The 20,145-nt window shown below is 63.5% G+C and carries 17 protein-coding genes; 11 read left to right on the forward strand and 6 right to left on the reverse strand.

Annotation, left to right across the window (positions count from 1 at the left end):
* Positions 1-25: 25 nt before the first annotated feature.
* The 5 genes from HV753_RS07325 to HV753_RS07345 form a co-directional block, all read right to left on the reverse strand.
* Complete coding sequence (locus HV753_RS07325) at positions 26-1,030, reverse strand: Bug family tripartite tricarboxylate transporter substrate binding protein (RefSeq protein ID WP_175173806.1); 1,005 nt, start codon at positions 1,028-1,030, stop codon at positions 26-28.
* Between the two features lie 137 nt (positions 1,031-1,167).
* Positions 1,168-3,264, reverse strand: coding sequence for a 3-hydroxyacyl-CoA dehydrogenase NAD-binding domain-containing protein (locus HV753_RS07330; RefSeq protein ID WP_175173807.1), 2,097 nt, complete (start codon positions 3,262-3,264; stop codon positions 1,168-1,170).
* Between the two features lie 23 nt (positions 3,265-3,287).
* Complete coding sequence (locus HV753_RS07335) at positions 3,288-4,439, reverse strand: acetyl-CoA acetyltransferase (protein ID WP_175173808.1); 1,152 nt, start codon at positions 4,437-4,439, stop codon at positions 3,288-3,290.
* 31 nt (positions 4,440-4,470) lie between these two features.
* Positions 4,471-4,878, reverse strand: a complete 408-nt coding sequence (locus HV753_RS07340) for a Zn-ribbon domain-containing OB-fold protein (protein WP_246288186.1) — start codon at positions 4,876-4,878, stop codon at positions 4,471-4,473.
* Between the two features lie 221 nt (positions 4,879-5,099).
* Complete coding sequence (locus tag HV753_RS07345) at positions 5,100-6,029, reverse strand: LysR family transcriptional regulator (protein ID WP_175173809.1); 930 nt, start codon at positions 6,027-6,029, stop codon at positions 5,100-5,102.
* A gap of 272 nt (positions 6,030-6,301) precedes the next feature.
* Here HV753_RS07345 and HV753_RS07350 point away from each other — a divergent pair, with 272 nt between their 5' ends.
* The 8 genes from HV753_RS07350 to HV753_RS07385 all read left to right on the forward strand — a co-directional run bounded on the left by HV753_RS07350 (position 6,302) and on the right by HV753_RS07385 (position 17,177).
* A complete protein-coding gene (locus HV753_RS07350; RefSeq protein ID WP_175173810.1) occupies positions 6,302-9,619 on the forward strand; it encodes an acetyl-CoA carboxylase family protein in 3,318 nt (1,105 codons plus the stop codon).
* Between the two features lie 15 nt (positions 9,620-9,634).
* On the forward strand, positions 9,635-12,100 hold the full coding sequence (locus HV753_RS07355) for a CaiB/BaiF CoA-transferase family protein (protein ID WP_343056465.1): 2,466 nt from the start codon (positions 9,635-9,637) through the stop codon (positions 12,098-12,100).
* A gap of 56 nt (positions 12,101-12,156) precedes the next feature.
* Complete coding sequence (locus tag HV753_RS07360) at positions 12,157-13,164, forward strand: Bug family tripartite tricarboxylate transporter substrate binding protein (protein ID WP_175173811.1); 1,008 nt, start codon at positions 12,157-12,159, stop codon at positions 13,162-13,164.
* A gap of 553 nt (positions 13,165-13,717) precedes the next feature.
* Positions 13,718-14,686 (forward strand): Bug family tripartite tricarboxylate transporter substrate binding protein, encoded by a 969-nt coding sequence (locus tag HV753_RS07365; protein ID WP_175173812.1) that lies wholly within the window; start codon positions 13,718-13,720, stop codon positions 14,684-14,686.
* A gap of 4 nt (positions 14,687-14,690) precedes the next feature.
* Positions 14,691-15,332 carry a glutathione S-transferase family protein gene (locus HV753_RS07370; RefSeq protein WP_175173813.1) on the forward strand — a complete coding sequence of 214 codons (642 nt, stop codon included), beginning with the start codon at positions 14,691-14,693 and terminating at the stop codon, positions 15,330-15,332.
* 10 nt (positions 15,333-15,342) lie between these two features.
* Positions 15,343-16,125: an aldolase gene (locus HV753_RS07375; protein WP_175173814.1), complete on the forward strand. Its 783-nt coding sequence runs from the start codon at positions 15,343-15,345 to the stop codon at positions 16,123-16,125.
* Between the two features lie 87 nt (positions 16,126-16,212).
* Positions 16,213-16,767 (forward strand): helix-turn-helix domain-containing protein, encoded by a 555-nt coding sequence (locus tag HV753_RS07380; RefSeq protein ID WP_175174619.1) that lies wholly within the window; start codon positions 16,213-16,215, stop codon positions 16,765-16,767.
* A gap of 44 nt (positions 16,768-16,811) precedes the next feature.
* Positions 16,812-17,177 carry a cupin domain-containing protein gene (locus tag HV753_RS07385; protein WP_006222026.1) on the forward strand — a complete coding sequence of 122 codons (366 nt, stop codon included), beginning with the start codon at positions 16,812-16,814 and terminating at the stop codon, positions 17,175-17,177.
* A 10-nt stretch (positions 17,178-17,187) separates the two neighbouring features.
* Here the strand turns inward: HV753_RS07385 and HV753_RS07390 are convergent, their stop codons facing one another.
* A complete protein-coding gene (locus HV753_RS07390; protein ID WP_175173815.1) occupies positions 17,188-17,565 on the reverse strand; it encodes a hypothetical protein in 378 nt (125 codons plus the stop codon).
* 228 nt (positions 17,566-17,793) lie between these two features.
* Here HV753_RS07390 and HV753_RS07395 point away from each other — a divergent pair, with 228 nt between their 5' ends.
* The 3 genes from HV753_RS07395 to HV753_RS07405 are packed head-to-tail and all read left to right on the forward strand — an operon-like array spanning position 17,794 to position 19,995.
* Complete coding sequence (locus HV753_RS07395) at positions 17,794-18,471, forward strand: STN domain-containing protein (RefSeq protein WP_175173816.1); 678 nt, start codon at positions 17,794-17,796, stop codon at positions 18,469-18,471.
* Positions 18,461-19,036 carry an RNA polymerase sigma factor gene (locus HV753_RS07400; protein ID WP_175173817.1) on the forward strand — a complete coding sequence of 192 codons (576 nt, stop codon included), beginning with the start codon at positions 18,461-18,463 and terminating at the stop codon, positions 19,034-19,036. Before HV753_RS07395 ends, HV753_RS07400 begins: the two co-directional genes overlap by 11 nt.
* Entirely contained in the window at positions 19,027-19,995 is a 969-nt protein-coding gene (locus HV753_RS07405; protein ID WP_175173818.1) for a FecR family protein, read from the forward strand. Before HV753_RS07400 ends, HV753_RS07405 begins: the two co-directional genes overlap by 10 nt.
* Positions 19,996-20,145: the final 150 nt, after the last annotated feature.

Raw genomic sequence — 20,145 nt, forward strand, 5'->3', positions numbered from 1 at the left:
GCCCGCTTGCGAGCGCCTCACCGTGCTATTGGACCGTGACGTGCGCCTGGTCGATGACGGCTTTCCATTTGTCGAGCTCGGCGTCGACGAAGCCCGTGACCTGTGCCGGCGAGAGCTTGGCCGGCGTGGCATTGTTGTCGTTGAGCCATTTGATGTTGGCTTCGGTGTGGGCGCTGTCGATGGCGATCTGGTTCAGTTTCTGCACGATGGGTGTCGGCATGCCGGCGGGGCCGAAGAGGCCTATCCAGGCCTGTGATTCATAGCTCGGATAGCCGGATTCGGCGACGGTGGGGACATCGGGCAAGCTGGGCAGACGGTCTTTTGAGGTGACGGCCAGGGCTTTGACGTCGCCCGAGCGGATGAAGGCGGCTGCCGATGTTGCGTCCAGAAATGCCGCCGGGATCTGCGCGCCTATCAGGTCGGTGACGGCAGGCGCGGCGCCCTTGTAGGGGATATGGCGCAGATTGGCGCCGGCGACCATTTTGTAGAGTTCGCCGGACATGTGCGCCGAGCCGCCCACGCTGCTGGAGCCGAAAGCCAGACCGCCAGGTTGTTTGTTGGCGTAGGCCGTGAATTCCTTGGCGTTGGAGATGGGAGATTTGGCGGGAACCAGCAGGACGTTAGGCGCGTAAGCCAGAATGGCCACGTTGGAGAAGCTTTTCTTCGGGTCGTAGGGCAGGTTGGGTTGCAGGCCGGGATAGATCACGTGCTGCGTGGCCGTGATGAGCAGGTTGTAGCCGTCCGGCTTCTCGCGCGCGACGAGCGCAGTACCGATCTGGCCGCTGGCGCCGGGCTTGTTCTGAACCACGATGGTCGTCTTCAACTCATTGCCCAGGTCCTGAGCGAAGCGGCGCGCAACCAGATCCGTGAAGCCGCCAGGCGAAAACGGGACGACGATGGTGATGGGTTTGCCGTCGGGCCAATCGGCGGCAGCCGCGACTTCAGGCGCGAGCAGGGCGCTGCTGCCGCAGATGATGATGGCGGCCAGGTTGCGGCTCAAAGGGATGCGATGCAGTTGCTTGTCAGACACGCTTGTCTCCGGGTTGTTGTATTTATCAAAACCTCTGTATATGCCTGGTCCGCTGCCCACGCAGGTCAGGTATCGACCGTGCCTGCATCCCTTGAGGACACCGTTGACGAGCTCTCTCTTATTGCGTGTGCACGGCTTCAGGCAGGGCCATCGTGAAAACGTCGCCCCTCCTGAGCGAGCTTGACGATGAGATTGGCTGGCTTCCAGTATTGGGATCCGTGCTCGGCTTCGTACTTGCGCAGCCCAGCCAGGATGGCAGGCAGGCCGATCTGGTCCGCGTAGCACAGCGGGCCGCCCCGATAGGCGGGAAAGCCGTAACCCTTGAGCCAGACGACGTCGATGTCGGAGGCGCGTTCGACGATGTTCTCCTCCAGGATGTAGGCGGCTTCGTTGATCATGGAGTACAGGCAGCGCTCCAGGATTTCCTGGTCGGAGATCTGTCGCGCCTGTCGGCCGGAGGCTGCGCGGTGTGCGGCGACCAGTGTTTCGGCAGCAGGTGACGGGGTGGCCTTGCGGTCGCTGTCATAGTCGTAGAAGCCACCCTGGGTCTTCTGGCCCAGTCGGCCCGCGGCGACCATGCGGTCCAGCATGTCGCACTCGCGCTCGCGCGGCGTCAGGTTCCGCAGGCGGCTCTGGCGATTGCGCCAGCCCACGTCCAGGCCTGCCAGGTCCGCCATGGCGAACGGTCCCATCGGGAGGCCGAAGTCGCGCAGGACTCGGTCGATCTGAAAGGGCGAAGCGCCTTCCTGGAGCAGGAAATAGCTTTCGCGCGTGCGCTTGCTCAACATGCGGTTGCCGACGAATCCGTCGCAGGAGCGCACCAGCACGGCGACCTTGCCCAGGCGGCGGCCCACTTCCATGACGGTGGCGCACACGTCGTCAGAGGTGGCGGAGCCGCGCACGTTCTCCAGCAACTGCATGACGTTGGCGGGACTGAAAAAGTGCATCCCGACCACGTCCTGGGGCCGCCCCGTGGCGCTCGCAATATTGTCGATGTCCAGGTAGGAAGTGTTGGAGGCCAGGATGGCGCCGGGTTTGCAGACCAGATCGAGCGTCTTGAATATCTCGTGTTTGAGCCCGATTTCCTCGAACACCGCTTCAATGACCAGATCCACGTCGGCCAGATCCTCGAAGCGTGTGCTGCCCTGTATGCATGCGAGACGCTGCGCGACGTCGCCTGCGCTGAGCCGGCCGCGCCGAGCGGAGTTGGCGTAGTTTTCTTCGATGCGCGCCAGGCCTTGACTGAGACGCTCGGCGTCTTTCTCCAGCAGCACCACGGGTATGCCGGCGTTGGCGAAGCACATCGCAATGCCGCCGCCCATCGTGCCGGCGCCTATCACCGCCGCCCGGCTGACGGGCCTGGCCTTGGCCGCAAACGGCAGCTTGTGCAATTGACGCTCGGCAAAGAAGGCATGGCGCAGTGCGCGTGACTGTGGCGATGCTTTCAGTTCATCGAACAAGGCCCGCTCGATCTGCAACCCTTTGTCAAAGGGTTGCTCCACCGCCGCGCGCACCGCTTTCACGCAACTTATCGGCGCTTCAAAGCCGCGGTGTCGTTGCCGCAGGCGTTGTTCGGCAGCAGTGAAGAGCTCTGAATCTGCCTCGGGGGCAGCCAAGGCGCTCACTCTTCGCTGCGCCAGGTCTTCGTGCTGAACCCGTCTTGCCAGGGCCAATGCCGCGCTTGCCAGATCCGCATCGGCAAGCTCATCGACCAAGCCGATGCGCAGCGCGTGTTGGGCCGAGATCGGTTTTCCGTCGACGATCATCTCCAATGCCTCGGCAGCACCGATCAGGCGGGGCAGGCGTTGGGTTCCACCCGCGCCGGGCAACAGGCCGAGCTTGACTTCGGGCAGGCCGAAGCGGGCGTCCGGTGTGGCGATGCGGTAGTGGCAGCCAAGCGCGACCTCAAGCCCGCCGCCCAGCGCGGTTCCGTGCATGGCCGCGATCACGGGTTTTTGCGATTGTTCCAGGCACTGTATGACATCGGCCAGCTTAGGCTCCTGGGGCGGGAGGGCGAACTCTTTGATGTCGGCACCGGCAAAGAAAGTCTTTCCCTTGCACAGCAACACCACGGCTTTGACGCTCGCGTCGGCCTGCGCGGCGGCGATGGCGGATTCCAGGCCCGCCCGCACTGCCTGAGAGAGCGCATTGACAGGCGGGTTGTCGATTGAAATGCAGGCCACGTCGGCCTGAAGATGGTAGGTGACGACTTGCGTGCTGGTTGTGCTGCTCATGATTGTGTCCGCGGTTTCAGCGTTTACAGGGTGGCGCGCGATCCGAGAATCGCCGTGACCTGGCTGGCCAACTGGCCGCCATTGCCGTGGGCCAGGGCCAGATCGACGCCGTCAACCTGTCTGGCGCCTGCGGAGCGGCGGATCTGGTGCACGGCTTCGATGGCCGCGAAGATGCCATACATGCCCGGGTGATTGCAGGACAGGCCGCCGCCGTTGGTGTTGACCGGCAGTGCACCACCGGGCGCGGTCACGCCTGACGCCACGAACGCGCCACCTTCGCCCTTGGCGCAGTAACCCAGGTCTTCAAGAAACAGAATCGGGTTGATGGTGAATGCGTCATAGAGCTGCAGGACGTCGATCTCTTGTGGCGCGACGCGCGCCATCTCGAAAGCGCGTCGGCCGGATTGCACGGCACCGGTGACTGTGAGGTCTTCCATGCTCGAAATCTGGCGATGCGTGGTTGCCTCACCGACACCCAGAACATAGGCCGGCGTGTTGGTAAATTCCGGCACGCGCTCCGCGGCGACGAGAATCATCGCTCCGCCGCCGTCGGTCACCAGGCAGCAGTCCCGCAGCGTGAGAGGATCGGATATGGGCCGGGAATCCAGAACATCGGCGATGCTCATGGGGCCGCGCTCGTGAGCGGCAGGATTGAGCTGCGCCCATTGGCGCGCAGCGACCGCGACGCTGGCCAACTGCTCGCGCGTGGTTCCGTACTGGTGCATGTGGCGCGCGGTAGCCAAGGCGTAGCCACTGATGGGGTTGCGCGGCGAATACATCGCCTCCCAGGGCGCGGGTTCGGTCAGGGTGGTCAGCTTGCCGCCCGCCGACAGTTGGTTCGACCCATAGCAAATGCAGGCCACTTTGCACAGCCCGGCTTGCAGGGCAAGCGTGGCCGACAACAGGTGGGCCAGAAATGAGGATCCGCCGATGTTGGTGCCATCCATATAGGTCGGATGGATGCCGAGATACTCCGCCACGGACAGGGCGGGCATGAAATGCGTCAGTGTGGACGTGAACAAGCCGTCGATCTGGTCCACGCCGATGCCCGCATCGGCCGCCGCCGCCTGAACGGCGATGCCGAGTTGGTCCAAAGCCGAGAACCCGGGGCTGTTCCAGCCAGGCGTGGCGCCGATCCCGACAATCGCCGAGGCCCCTCTTGTACTAGTAGCCATCAAATCATTCCAATTATCATGGGCCGCGCGGTCAGTCCGCGCGCACAAACACCACACGCGGCACGCCAGAGGACTGGCGGCGCACTTGCGCACGCACTCGCATGCCGATCGTCACCGCCAGGGGCTCCATATCGACAACGGTGCTCATCAGGCGCGGTCCTTCGTCAAGGTCCACCAGGACGACGCAATAGTTCCCACCCCGTTCGGGGCGTTGGCGCACGACGGTGGTCGAATAGATGGTGCCGCCGCCATCGGCGGTTTCCCAGCGCAAGCGTCCGCCGCCATATGGGGATATGGCTCGAGGATAGAAAACGGCGCGGCCGGTTGTTTCGCAGCGCTGAATCATGAACTGCCCTTGTTCGAGCATGCGCTGGAAGTACTGCTCCGGGCCGACTGCCTCGTCGCCCGCTGTGTGTGTGCTGTTAGAGGAATTCTGCACATTCGCCTCCCAAGATTCTGTGGCCGCGGCCGGCCGGCAGGCGGACGGCACATACACCCGTTGGGTGCATGGCTTGTCTGCTGGCGACGCCACGACGCTCGAAGGATGTTAGGGGGGCGAGCCGTCTCGGGACAATTAACTAATTTTGACGAGGGGCATAGCGATTGAGCATAGCTCGGCCGTGGCCCGGTGCGTGCCGGGTTCGCGCGCAGAGGGGGTATTCAGTCAGCCAGCCAGCGTACGCCGACGTGGTCGAACTGTTTGATGTAGGGCTCGAGCACGCGGATGAGCTCGGCATGCAGGGCATTGACGATGCGGGGATTGCGGTTCAGGACGGCGGTGCCGACGATCACGGTGCGTTGCAGCGTGGGGCTGATGATGGGAGCGCCTTCGATGCGCTTTTCGGCCAGCATCGTCATGATGGGGATGACTGGCAGGATGGTGTAGCCGACGCCGCGTAACACCAGTTCGAGAATGACCGCAGTGCTGTCCGACTCGGCAACCAGATTCAGGTTGACGCCAAGGATGGTGCAGGCCCGGTCTATCACGTTGCGCAAGCTGCGCGCTTCCGGAACCACCATGGGCATTCTGGAGACTGCCTCGAGCGTCATCGGGGCGTCCTCGGACAATCCGGATCCCGGCAGGCCGAGGACGTATATGGGCTCGGAATAAACGGGCGAGGTTTGCAGAAGTTCGGATTGCAGATAGTCGCCCATGAGGCAGATATCAAGCTTGCCGCCCTCCAGGCCTTCTTGCAGGAAATCCGAGAAGCCGGTGGCGATGCGCACGCGGAGATTGGGATACTGCTGCTGCAGCGCAATGACGAGTGGGCCGGCAAGCGCGGCTGCCAGGCCGGGCAGCATGCCGATGGACACGGTGCCAAGAAGATCCGATTTTGCGGCGCCGATGCCGGCCCGGGCTTCATTGAGCCCCTTAAGGGAAACCCGCACCTGATCGACAAACCGGCGCCCTGGCACGGTCAGTACCATCCCGAGCCGGTTGCGCTCGAAAAGCGGAGTGCCCAGTTCGTCTTCCAGCTGTTTCAGCTGTCGGGACAGGGCGGGCTGCACGACATGCAGCAGTTCCGCCGCCTTGGTGAGGCTGCCGGTTTCCGCGATCGCCAAAACCGTTCTTAACTGCCTGAGTTCCATTTCCGCCCGCTTTTATCGAGACACATGCCGAACGGCTATAGGGGTCAGAGAAAAATGTGAATTGTGTGGCTGTTGCACGACACCTACCATCCTCGCCAAGTTAACGACAACCGCCGGATCAAGCTGGGCTGCGATTGCGCGTATCCATTTCCATGTTAATGCTTTTCGGCGCCTGCCCGCAGGCGCGTCTCGTCTGGCAGGAACATGCAAAGGCTATGGGCAGCAGCTTAGGGACTTGAGCATAAGAGTTAGAGCAGAGACATAGGATCACCATGAAGAGAGTGTTGGTTGCCAATCGTGGCGAAATCGCCGTGCGAGCCATTCGCGCCGTGCGCGACCTCGGGTTGGAAAGCGTCGCCGTGTATTCCCAGGACGATTCAAACTCAAGACATCGAATTCTCGCGGATACCTCGGTTGCGCTGACCGGCTCCGGTCCAGCGGCTTATATCGATATCGACGCCATCATTGCCGCAGCCAGGGCGGAGCATTGCGATGCCATCCATCCAGGGTATGGCTTCTTGAGTGAAAGGGCGGATTTCGCCCTGGCTTGCGATGCGGCGGATATCACGTTCATCGGCCCGAACGCCGATCACCTCGCTCTGTTCGGAGACAAAGGCCGCGCTTTGCAACTGGCCCGCGAATGCGGCGTGCCTGTCATGCCTGCCACGGCGGGCGGTGCAACACTTGCGGACGTCGAGCAGTTCTTCGACGAGCAGGGCGGAGTCGGTATCGTCATCAAGGCGGTCGGCGGAGGCGGCGGACGCGGGATGCGCGTCGTCAAGTCCAAAGCCGATATCGCCGAGCTCTATGCGCGCTGCCGGTCGGAAGCAATGTCGGCCTTCGGTGTGGACGCGCTGTACGCGGAGCGTCTGGTCAATCGCGCGCGTCATATCGAAGTGCAGATCGCCGGCGACGGTGCGTCGGTGGTCGCGCTCGGCGATCGGGATTGCACGCTGCAACGCCGCTTTCAGAAAGTGGTCGAGATCGCGCCCAGCCCGGTGCTGAGCGCCACTCTGCGCACCGCCATTCTGGCCGCAGCAAAGAAAATGGCGGCTAAGGTGGAGTACCGCAGCCTGGGAACCTTTGAATTCCTGGTCGAAGAAAACGAGCAGGGGGTGCAGACGGACTTTGTATTCATCGAAGCCAATCCCCGGCTGCAAGTCGAGCATACGATCACCGAGCAGGTTACGGGCGTGGATCTGGTGGCCTTGCAGATTGGGGTCGCGCAGGGAAAGCGCCTGGCCGAACTGGGAGTGGACCCGACCAACCCACCGGGCCTGAACGGTTATGCCATTCAGCTCCGCATCAATGCAGAATCGATTGATGCCACGGGCATGGCACGCCCGGCACACGGCAGGCTGGAGCGTTTCGAGCCGCCCGCCGGCCCCGAGGTGCGCGTCGACACCCATGCCTACAGCGGGTACTCGCCCGCCCCGGCGTTCGACACGCTGCTGGCCAAGCTGATCGTGTTCAGCGGCAGTGACGATTTCTCGGGCGTGGTGCGGCGTTTGCGCCGCTGCCTGGCCGAGTTCCGGATTGCCGGTGTAGCGACGAATATCCATCTTTTGCAGGCGCTCGTGGCCCGGGAGGACTTCCTGACGCAGCGCAACCATACGCGCTACATCGAGGCCATCCTCGGGGAACTGCTTGCAGCGGCCGAGCAGTACGCGCAAGAGCAGCAGGCCAAGGACAGCCTGATCGGGGATTCGGGGGGGCGCAGTGCTTCGGCGGCCAACCTGCCGCAGGCCGCGCAGGCCGCGGTGCCGGAAGGGCTCTCGGCATCGCGCGCGCCTTTGAGTGGGCGTCTGGTCGAGGTGTCCGTCAGCGCTGGCGCTCTCGTGCTCAAGGGCCAACCCATCGCCGTGATCGAAGCGATGAAAATGGAGTACACCGTCGTCGCCGATTTCAATGGCAAGGTTGTCGAGGTGCCGGCCGTCAGTGGCGGCAATGTGCAGGAAGGCGAGATCCTGGTCTTGCTGGAACAGGAATCGAGTGGTGTCGACACCGAGGTCGTGACAGACGCGATCGATCTGGATGCCGTGCGCCCTGACCTGCAAGCCGTACTCGATCGCCATGCGTCGCTTTATGATGACGCGCGCCCACAGGCCGTGGCAAAGCGCCGTTCGCGAGGGCAGCGCACCGCACGGGAGAACGTGGACGATCTGTGCGATGAAGGCTCGTTCGTGGAGTTTGGCGCATTGGTCATTGCCGCGCAGGCAAGCCGCCGCAGCAAGGAAGACCTGATCGCCAACACGCCAGCGGACGGCATTGTCACCGGCATTGGCAACGTCAACGGCGACGCATTCGGCTACGACGGGTCGCTGACCGCCGTGATGGCCTATGACGCGACGGTGCTGGCGGGCACGCAGGGCAAACGCAACCACATCAAGACCGACAGGCTGGTGGAACGTGCCCGCCGCGACGAGATGCCGATGGTGTTGTTCGCCGAAGGCGGCGGCGGTCGGCCGGGCGATGTCGATTTTCCCTTCGTATCCGGGCTGTATCAGCCGTCGTTCGCCGCGCTGGCCGAACTCAGTGGCGAAGTGCCTTTGCTCGGCATTGTTTCCGGACGCTGTTTCGCGGGCAACGCCGCCTTTCTGGGGGTCTGCGATGTCATCATCGCGGACAAGAGCGCCAACATCGGCATGGCCGGCCCGGCGATGATCGAAGGCGGAGGACTGGGCATCTTCCGGCCAGAGGACGTCGGCCCCGCGCCGGTGCAGTTCGCCAATGGCGTCATCGACATCCTGGTCGACAACGAGGCGCAGGCCGTCGCGGCGGCGAAGCACTATCTGTCCATGTTCCGGGGCCGCACCAAGGACTGGGTGGCTCCCGACCCGCGCCACCTCCGTCATGTGGTGCCGGAGAATCGCTTGCGTGTCTACGACAGCCGTAAGGTCATCGAAGGCATTGCCGACGTAGGCAGTGTATTGATGCTGCGCTCGGGGTTCGGCCTGGGAATGCACACCGCCCTGGCTCGTGTGGAAGGGCAGCCTGTAGGGATCATCGCCAACAATCCGCACCACCTGGGAGGCGCCATCGATGCCGACGCGGCCGACAAGGCGGCACGCTTCATGAATCTTTGCGATATCCACGGTCTGCCCATCATTTCGTTGATCGATACGCCGGGATTCATGGTCGGGCCGGAGGAAGAGGCCAAGGCGCAAGTCCGGCATGTGTCGCGCATGTTCGTGGTCGCGGCCAAGCTGCGAGTCGCCATCTTGGCAATTGCCTTGCGCAAGGGCTACGGTCTGGGAGCCATGGCCATGGCCGGCGGCGGCTTTCGCTCGGCCAGTTGCGCGGTTTCGTGGCCAACGGGCGAATTCGGCCCCATGGGCCTGGAAGGATCCATCCGGCTGGGCTTCAAGAAGGAGCTCGAGAACGTCCCCGAGGGGCCGCAGCGCCAGGCGCTTTATGACCAGTTGGTGGCTCGCGCCTACGAGCGCGGGCACGCTATCAATGTCGCGTCCACGACGGAGATCGACGCCGTCATCGATCCCGCGCAGACCCGCACGTGGATACGCCAAGGCATCGCGTCGGCATCTTTGCGCGCCAGCCGGGCCCGCCGCGCCTTTGTCGATACCTGGTAATCGAGGCGAACTCCGTTGGAACAGGTTGCGACTATGGAAACATCTGAAAGCCGGCTCGCCTTCTCCGGGTTGCGCGTGCTGGAAATCGGCTGCGGAGCGGCAGTGGCTTACGCCGGGAAGCTCTTTGCGGATTTTGGCGCTGAGGTCATCAAGCTGGAGGACGCCGACGGCGACACGTTGCGCCGCCTGCCTCCCCTTTTGAAGGAGGCCAATGGGGAGCCCGCAAGCGCCTTGCATGCCTGGCTCAATACCAACAAGCGCAGCGTGGCCTATCGTAGAAAGACCGGCGCGGATACCGCGTGGCTGTCAGGGATCGCGCGGACATGCGATGTGATTCTCGATGCTCGGGCTCTGGACGAAGGCTTGGAGGTTCTGAAGCACCCCGTATACGCTGGCGAAGGGAATGACAGCCAGGGCAATGCGCCGATCGAAGTATGTCTGACCTGGTTCGGCGAGTCCGGGCCCTACAGTGGTTTCGTGGGAACCGAGGCCGTGTGCCGCGCCCTGGCCGGCGCGGTGTATTGCAGCGGCGCGGAGCAGGGCCCCCCCCATCTGCCGCACGACATCCAGACCGCCATTGCCGCCGGTGTCGCAGCATTCTCGAGCGCGACCGCCGCGTTGCTGGGACGATCCGACGGCAGCCGGCGTTATGTGCTGAGCATCCATGAGATTGCGTTTTCGCTGGTGGAGATGGAAGCCGGCATGGTGCAGGATGGCCGGCATCCCTTGGCTCGGCTGGGTGTCAACCGGTTCTGCACGACGCATCCTGCCGGCATCTACGAGACAAAGGAGGGCTGGGTTGGGCTGTTCGCCCATACCGGCCCGCAGTGGGCAGCGCTGTGCGCCGCCATCGGCTACCCGGACCAGGCTGCGGATCCGCGCTTTGCGAGCGGGCCGACCCGTATCGTCCATGCGGACGAAATCGATGCGTTCCTGATCCCCAGTCTGCGCGCCAGGACAGCCGAGGAATGGTTCGATGTGTTGCGCAAGGAGAAATTCCCCGCGGTCATCGTGCCGACCATGGCAGAACTGCTTCAACAAGGCGTGCATCGCGAACGCGGCGCGTTTGTTCCCGTCAAGGCGGGGACGGCCGAATTCGAGGGGCCGGTCGTTCCGCTGCCCATGGGCGATGCGGGGCCCTTGCCGGGCGGCAAGGCAGCGCTCCTGGACGCTGATGGCCCCAGCTACCGTGAAGCGGCGAGTCTGACGCCGGCCGCCGGCTTGACCAGGGCTGCGCCGGACGCGCTGCCCTTACGCAAAATCCGGGTGGTGGATCTGACGATGGGGTGGGCCGGGCCATTGGCGGCAAGGACGCTGGCGGACTTTGGCGCGGAAGTCATCAAGGTTGAAAGCACGCGCTATCCGGACTGGTGGCGAGGCACGCATTACACCGATGAGTTCTATCAGGAAAAGCTGTATGAAAAGAACTCGAACTTTGCGCTGATGAACCGCAACAAGTTGGGCATCACGCTCGATCTGACCCATGCTCAAGGACGAGCGGTCCTGTTCGATCTGGTGGCCAAGGCCGATATCGTTATCGAGAATTACTCGACCGAGGTGTTGCCCAAACTCGGGCTGGACTATGCCGTGCTGTCCCAGGTCAACCCGCGGTTGGTCATGGTATCCATGCCGGCATTCGGGTCGGGCAATGAATGGAGCACGATCAGGGCCTATGGCGGCACGCTGGAGCAGGCTAGCGGCCTGCCGCATCACACCGGTTTCGCGCAGAACCCACCGGCGCTGACCTCGTACGCTTATGGGGATCCGGTGGGTGGCTTCAACGGGGGGGCGGCGGCGTTGTTGGCGCTGTTCGTGCAGCAACGCTCGGGCAAGGGGCGCCACGTCAACCTGTCTCAGGTGGAATGCATGCTGCCCATGACAGCGCCGTTCGTCATTGAGCAGTCTGTGCACGGCACTACCGCGCCCCGCAGCGGCAATGCGCATCCTCTACATGCCCCGCAGGGGATCTACCAATGCGCGGGCGATGACGCCTGGGTGGTGGTGAGCATCACGAGCGATGCGCAATGGCAGGCATTGCTGGCGGTCATGCAGGCAGCTGATCTTGCCCTGGACCCTGTTCTGGAGAAGGCGGCAGGCCGACGGACCCGGCAGGAAGAGATAGACCGCCGGATCAACGCATGGACCCGCGCGCGTTCCGCTCAAAGCGCAATGGCCGAATTGCAGCAGGCCGGCATCAGCGCAGGAGAGGTCAAGCCGATCTGGACGGTGCTCGATGACCCGCATCTCAGGGCCCGTGAGTTTTTCAAGGCGACTTCCCGCCCTTATATCGGCGAGTTTCTGGCGACCACGCCCTGGTTCCGGGAGCCGGCCGCCAGGGTCGCGGCGGTGCGTCCGGCGCCTACGCTCGGGCAGCACAATGGCGATGTGTTTTCCCGCGTGCTGGGCATGAGCGTGGATCAGCAACAGACGCTGGAGCGAGACGGAATCATAGGAAACACCGCAACCAGGAAGGTGGCCTGACAAGCCCCGCAAGCACGACGCAATGCACAAGATCTAAATTTTCGTGGAGACAAACAATGACTACATCCGATTCCCGCCGTAACTTCCTCATCACTTCCGCGCACCTCGCCGTGGCTTCGGCATTGGGGCTGGGGTCTACTGCCGCGTTCGCGCAGGACAAAGCATGGCCCACTAAAGCCATCAAGATCATCGTGCCGTTCCCGGCCGGTTCGATCACGGACACGATGGCTCGCCTGCTGTCGGATTCTTTGTCCAAGACGCTCAAGCAGCCCGTCATCGTGGAGAACAAGGGCGGTGCCAATGGATCGATCGGGGCGGCCGAGGTCGCCCGTTCGGCGCCGGACGGCTACACGCTGCTGGCCACCAACAGCAGCAGCATCACCGTCAATCCCTTGATCTACAAGAACTCCCAGTACAAGGCCAAGGATTTCGCTCCCATCGCCCTGGTTCTGGACGCGCCGTTCATTCTGAACGTCAACCCCGAATGGGCCAAGAAGCACGCCATCGAGTCGGTCAAGGACCTGGTTGAGTACGCCAGGAAGAATCCGGGCGACCTCACCTATGGGTCGGGAGGCCAGGGCAACCTGGCCCATCTGGCGTTTGCGCAACTGAGCAATGACGCCCAGTTCAAGGCAACCCATGTCCCTTACAAGTCGGCCTCGCAAGCAAGCATGGCGGTCATGGCGGGCGAGGTGAACACGTCTTTCGATACGCTGGCCAGCGCACCGCAAGTGGCGGCCGGCAAGTTGAAAGCCCTGGCAGTCACGCAGAAGCAACGGATTTCCCAGATGCCGGATATCCCCACGATGACCGAGGCAGGCTATCCGAACATCGATGTCACTTTCTGGCTGGGCCTGTTCGCTCCGGCAGGCACGCCTGCCCAGATTATCGACACCTTGTACGAGCAGTCCAAGCGCGCGATGGAGCAGCCCGCTGCCAATACCTCACTCAGTGCGCAGGGTATCGTCGTCATGCGCAATCCGAAGGAATTGTCCACGCGCATCGGGTATGAGGTCGAACAGCTTTCTCATGTCGTCAAGCGCGAGAACATCGTCATCGATTGATGCCTGGCCGGCGCGGCGGACGCCAGCGGGAGTCTTGCCATCGGCTTGCCGGGCAACACCCGGCCCAGTCGATCTGCACGCCGCTCTGGTGCACGACGTCGGCCCACATGGCGACTTCTGATTGCACAAAGGCTTTTGGCTGGGGGCCACTGGCCACCAGCGCCTCCGCGCCATCAATACAAAGCACGACGCTTCTTACTCTGAAAATTCGGAGCTGACAGCCGAGTGCCCCGCGGCGTCAGCGCCTCTTTCACACTGCCCGTACGAGTGGGCCCAAATCCACGGGCTAGAACCGTCGCGCCAATTCAATCTCGCTTATCGCGAAGTTCGCCTTTCTTCAACCTGCGGGCCGTCCATCTGCGCGGAAGAAGAAGATGTCCGCTCAGTGGCTGGTCTTGGCCGCCAAAGCCCAAAGGCGGACCCCAACGAAAAAGAAAAACGCTATTCCCGCCACCCAGGGAATCCCCTAATCACATTCCTCTTGCGGAAAATCAATGCTCTATAGGACACTTTGTGTCATTAGAGCCGACACGGCGCAATCACGGGGAATGGTATGAAGATTCTGGGCAAGATGGCCGCGCTGGCGTTGGCGCTAACGGCGGGAATGGCGGGCGGTGCGCAAGCTGCGTTTCCTGAACGGACGATCCGGTTGGTGGTGCCGTTTGGCGCGGGCGGGATCACGGATATCGTGGCGCGGCAGGTCGGCAAGGGGATGGGCGATGTGCTGGGGCAGGGCATCGTGATTGAAAACCGCCCCGGCGCGGGTGGCGTGATTGCCGCGCAGGTGGCTGCCACGGCGCCGGCTGATGGCTATACGATTTTCATGGGGACGGTGGGCACGCAGGTCGTCAATCCGCTGATCTATGCAAAGCTCAGCTATGACCCGGACAAGTTCGCGCCAGTGGGCATGGTGTCGGGGTCTCCCTATCTGCTGGCGGTGCGGGCGGGGTTGCCGGCGGCGTCGTTCAGTGAATTCGTGGCCTATGCCAAGGCCAATCCGGCACGGTTGAATTTTGGCTCCGCGGGCAATGCCAGTTCGCCCCATCTGGGGCTGGAGCTGCTGAAGTTGACGGCGGGCCTGGACATTGTTCACGTGCCGTTCAAGAGCGGTAGTGAAGCGGTCAATGCCGCTATCGGCGAGCAGGTTGATGTGGTGATGGATGCCAGCCCGGTCATCATGCCGCATGTGACGTCCGGCAAGTTGCGTGCGCTGGCGGTAGCGGCGGACAAGCGTTTGCCGTCGGCGCCCGCGGTGCCCTCCAGTAGTGAAGTGGGCGATGCGGCGTTGCAGATCAGTTCGTGGAATGCATTCTTCGCGCCGGCCGGTACACCGCCCGAGGTGTTGGCGGCATTGAATGCTGCCTTGCAGAAGACGCTGGCCTCGCCGGAACTGAAAGAGCGGCTGGTGGCCCAGGGTACGCAGCTGTATACCGGGACGCCCGACGAATATCAGCGCTTTATCGCGGGCGAGAAGACCAAGTGGGCTCAGATCGTGAAGCGCGCCAACATCAAGATGGAGTGACCTCATGACGCAGACCTTGCATCCCTTGGCGGGCAAGCCGCTGGTACTGGCTGACACGCTGCGTTCGGGCAATGCGTGGAAGATCCGGCTGGCTTGCGGTTTCATGGGCTTGCCGCTTGCGCGTCGCACTTTCGACATCGTTCAGGGCGACCTTGAGACGGATGCGTTTGCGCGCATCAATCCCTGGCGGCAGGTGCCGGCGTTGCTGACGCCTGAAGGCGAATGGCTGGCGGAATCGCAGGCGATCCTGTGGTATTTGGCGCAAGGCACGCCCTGGTTGCCCGAAGACCGGCTGGCGCAGGCGCAGGTCAGCAGTTGGCTCAGCTTCGAGCAGACACAGCATATGCATGCGTTTGCGCAGCCTCGGTTGCTGATTCATCTGCGCCAGACGGCGGCCGTGGACGATCCGGCGATGGTGGCATGGCGCGCCATCGGCATGAAGGCGGCCACGTTGATGGATGCGCATCTGGCGGATCGGACCTATTTCGTGGGCACCGCGCCAACCATCGCGGACGTTGCGCTGTATCCCTATACCAGCATGGCGGACCAGGGCGGCTACGATCTGTCCGCCTTCCCCTCACTTGATGCCTGGCTTGCGCGCATGCGCGCGTTGCCGGGATTTACGCCGTTGATGGAAACGGCATGACGGAGACATGATGAGCGACACGATGCACCTTGGGAAAGACGAACTGATCGCGCGCGCGAAAGCCGAGATGCAGCGCCAGTTCGACACGCCGCAATGGAGCTTGCGCGAACGTCTGGCATTGACCTGCCGCATTCTGTTCGACGGCGGACATGATTCAGGGCTGGCCGGGCAGATCACTGCGCGGACGGCGGAGCCGGGCCGCTATTACACGCAGCGGCTGGGCTTGGGTTTTGATGAGATATCGGCCAGTAACCTGCTGGTGGTGGACGAGGATTTGCGCGTGCTGGAAGGCGGCGGCATGCCGAATCCGGCGAATCGCTTCCATTCCTGGATCTACCGCGCGCGTCCGGACGTGAATTGCATTATTCATACGCACCCGCTGCATGTGGCGTCGTTGTCGATGCTGGAAGTGCCGCTGGAAATCTCGCATATGGACAACTGCCCGTTGTATGGCGATGTGGCGTTCTTGAAGGATTGGCCGGGCGTGCCGGTGGGCAACGAGGAAGGCGAGATCATTTCGGCGGCGCTGGGGGACAAGCGCGCCATTCTGCTGTCGCACCATGGCATGTTGATCGCCGCGGGTTCCGTGGAAGAAGCTTGCGTGTTGGCCTTGCAGTTTGAACGGGCCGCGCGCATGCAGCTGCTGGCCATGTCGGCCGGCAAGATCCAGCCCATTCCGCCGGCGCTGGGCCGCGAGGCGCATGATTGGATTCTGACGCCCAAGCGTTCCCAAGTGGGCTTTTCCTATTACGCCCGCCGCGCGCTGCGCACGCATGCGGACGTACTGGCCTAGGGAGGCCGGGGGCAGGCGGCACGAGGCGGCTCGACGGCGAGGCCGGTTTCGGGCATGCTTACTGGTTGGATTTTCGACCCTTTGCCCATGATCGACCTGCCCCATCGCCTACGCACCCTGCGCCGCCAGCAATCCCTGTCCCTGGAGCAGCTGGCGCAACGCACGGGCCTGACCAAAAGCTATTTATCGAAGCTTGAGCGCGGCCTGAGCGAACCCTCGATATCCACCGTGCTGCGGTTGGCTGAAGCCTATGGCGTCGGCGTTTCGCAGTTGGTGGGGACGGATGACACCGCCCAGGACGAAGTGGTCAGCGTGGTCCGCGTGGCGGATCGCGAGGCCCTGCAACGCCGGGGGCTGGGTAGCGAATATCATTACGAATCCTTGGCCGGTCGGCGCAAGGTCAAGGCGATGGAGCCATTCGTGGTGCATCCGCCCCGCGAATTTCCGGACGCCACCGCGGTGTTTCCGCATCCGGGCGAGGAATTCCTGCTGGTGCTCAAGGGCGCCATCGAAGTCCAGGTTGGCGAACGCGAGTTCCGCCTGGAAACCGGGGATTCCGTCTATTTTGATTCCGAACTGCCGCACCGCATGCGCACCGTCAGCCGAGCCATGGCCGAGGTGCTGGTGGTGGCGGCGCATTAAGCATCGTCCGTCGGCTATCGCATAACAACATTCAAAGGTACGCCATGAAACATGACCAATCGCGGCTGGTCCGCATCGATGCCGGCCCGCTGAAGGATCCCGTGCCCGGCAAACCCCGCCGTCCGATTTCGGGCGACGCGGCCTTTCTTACCGTGACGGCATTTGAAGGCAATGCGGGCAAGGCCGAAGCCGGCGTGTGGGAAAGCACCGCAGGCGTATTCCAATCGAACACCACTGGCTATATCGAATTCGGCTATATCGTCGAAGGTTCGGCACGCCTGGTGGACCCGGACGGCACCGTGCACGAACTGACGGTGGGCGAAGCTTTCGTCATGCCGGAAGGGTATACGGGGCGCTGGGAAGTGGATCAGTTCGTCAAGAAGATCTACTTCATCACGCGCCTGGGCTGACGCCCGGCCATCACGGCTGCGGCCGTTGCGGGTAGGCCGACGTACCGAAGGTATTTCCCATGCGGTTGCCGATGGTGGCTGGTGTGGGCAGGCCCAATTGATTGGGCGGACGCTGCGTGATCGCTTCGGATTCCAGCCCCGGCGCCGGCCGGTGCGTGGCGTCGGGCGCCATCCTCTGGTTCAGGCAGTCATAAGACAGTGCCCGATATCCGTTGACTTCCGTTTCGATGCACGCCCCGCCGGGGGCGGCGGGCTTCGGCTCGACCGCGGCGGGCGCGGCAGGAGGAGCGGGCACTTGGGTTTCGGCGGCCCATAGCGGTGCACCCGCCAGCGCGGCGGACAGCAACAACAGGACGATGCGGCCAGCGGCCAGAGGAACTCTGCGCATGCGCGCTCCTTGAACAAAGCCGGCCTGTCGCGGCCGGTAGCATTGCCAAAGTATAGAGATGGCCAGCGCTGCGCAGGTGACCGTTGCGTGGCGATTGCGCGCCGATGTCGGCAAGCGTGTCACGAATGCGTCATTCAGCGGCTCTAGCATGGCGGCTTTTGTTAGGGCGGGCGCCGAGGTGCCCGGTGCGGCCGCCATGTCTGGTACTTCCCCCTTGCGATCACGTTCATGAGCGGCGCCTTCACGGGACGCGGCGTGGCGCTGCGCGCCTGTCTGGCCTTGGGCCTGTTTACGCTGACGCCGGCCCGCGCGGAACCGCCGCCCAAACCCGTTGCCTTCGCCATCGCGGCGCAGCCCTTGGCACAGGCGCTGGTCGAGTACAGCCTGGTCAGCGGGTTGACCGTGTTGGTGGACAGCGCGCTGACCGCAGGCAGGCAAGCTCCCGCGGTGGTGGGCAACTACACGCCAGGCGATGCCCTGCGCAAACTGCTGGCAGGGTCGCCGCTGGCAATCCGCTATGCCAGTTCCCAATCGTTCACGCTGGTCTCCACGCTGGATGATGCGGCGGCGGGGGGGGCGACATCCGGCAAGCGGTTGCGCGATACGCCATACGCCGCCGTGGTGCAGGGTGCGCTGAAACGTGCATTGTGCAAGGCGACGGGTACGCAGCCGGGTAGTTATCGCGCGCTGGTGCAGTTGTGGTTCGACAAGACCTGGCGGGTCAGCCGGGTCGGTTGGGTGGCAACGACCGGATCCGCGGGTTTGGACGGCAACTTGGAGGCGGCGTTGCGTGGCGTGGTGATCGGCCCCTTGCCGGCGGGCATGCCGCAGCCGTTGACGGTGCTGCTTGAGCCTCGTAGTGCGGCCGAATGTGCTGCCGATTCGGGAGCGGGCCGTGCAGGATAGCAAACCGGAATCGTCGTTGCGGTCCCTGTTCCTGGAACGTTACAACGACTTCCGGACTCAGCTCAAGCGGCGGCTGGGGTCGGACGACCTGGCGCACGACGCCATGCAGGAAGCCTTTTTGAAGGTCAATGATCTACCTGCCAGTTCGTCGATCCAGCAGCCCGCGGCCTATCTGTTCCGTGTCGCCCTGAACATCGCCGAAGACCAGCGGCGCAGGGACTCCCGCTTGTTGACGGGCGTGGAGATCAGCGAATTGATCCACCTCACGGACGAGGCAGCGGACCCCGCGCGCATTGCGCAGGGCCGCAGTCAGGTCGGTGCTTTTCAGCGCGCGCTGCGTAAATTACCCGAACGCACGCAGCAGATGCTGCTGGCCGCGCGCGTGCACGAATTGCCTCACGCCGAGATTGCGCGGCGCTATGGGGTGTCGGAACGCATCGTCTCCAAAGAACTCAAGCGCGCGCTGGAACACTGTGCGCGGGAACTGCACGTGGCGGGTAACTGGGCGGGCAATGCAGCCGAGCCCGGCCAGACCTCGGGCCAGGACGAAGAACCATGGCGCTGACGATGATCATGCCCGGAAATAACAAGAACCAAGACGGCGCCGCGCGCGAAGCGCGGACCTGGCTACTGACGCTGACGTCGGGCCGCGCCACCGAGGCCGATGCCCAGGCGTTTCGCGATTGGCTGCGCGGTGATCCACGGCATCAGACTGCCTTTGACCAGCAAAAGCAGTTGTGGCACGACCTGGGGCCTGCTGTGTTGGAGGTGGCGGCGGAAAGCGCACGCAAGCGCGCGCGCCAGTCTGTCCTGACCGGGCGACGGGCGTTCCTGGGCGGTGCGTTGGCGGCGTCGGCGGCCTATCTGGCGTTCAAGCCTCCGCTGGGTCTGTGGCCCAGTCTGGATACGCTGGGCGCGGATTACTACACGGCGGCGGGCGAACAGCGGCGCGTGTCGCTGGCCAACGCGGTGGAGGTCGAAATGAATACGCTGACGCGCATCAACGTCAGCGCCGGCAACGACGGCTCGGTCATCGAGCTGGCCGAAGGGGAAGCCGAAATCCGCAGCGGAGCCACGGCCGCCGTGGTGGTGGCGGGCAAGGGCCGCATTACGGCCCGGGATGCCACGTTCAACCTGCGCTATATCGGCGGCGAGACCCGGCTGTGCTGCCTGTCTGGCGCGCTGCGTCTGGTGCACGCGCAAGGGGTGTTCGACGTGGTGGCCAACCGCGAGTTGCGCTACGACGATGCGCGAGTGATGCCGCCGGTTCGGGTCGACCCGGCGGTTGTGACCGCATGGCGCCAGGGTTGGCTGGTGTTCGAGCAACAGCCGTTGGCGCAGGTGGTGGACGAGCTGAACCGCTACCGGCGCGGACGCCTGGTGTTGATGAACGAACAACTGGGCAGGCGGCTGGTGCAGGCGCGCTTTTCATTGGCGCAGGTGGCTGATGCCGAACGCCTGATCCGCGACGCTTATGGCGCCCGTGTGACACATCTTCCCGCGGGTGTCGTCCTGCTGTCATAGAAGCGTTCCGCCCTGGCGTCTTGATGAATTATTTGTGACAGGGTTCTGGTCGGCATTTTTCCATCCGTCTGTCTTGTTCTAGGTGACGAACACGCGCGATTGGAACAAGGGATGGCGATCATGCAGGCAGGGATGTCGGAAATGGGCGGT

This window comes from Achromobacter pestifer, from assembly GCF_902859625.1.
In the GTDB taxonomy this organism is placed as follows: Bacteria; Pseudomonadota; Gammaproteobacteria; order Burkholderiales; family Burkholderiaceae_B; genus Achromobacter; species Achromobacter pestifer.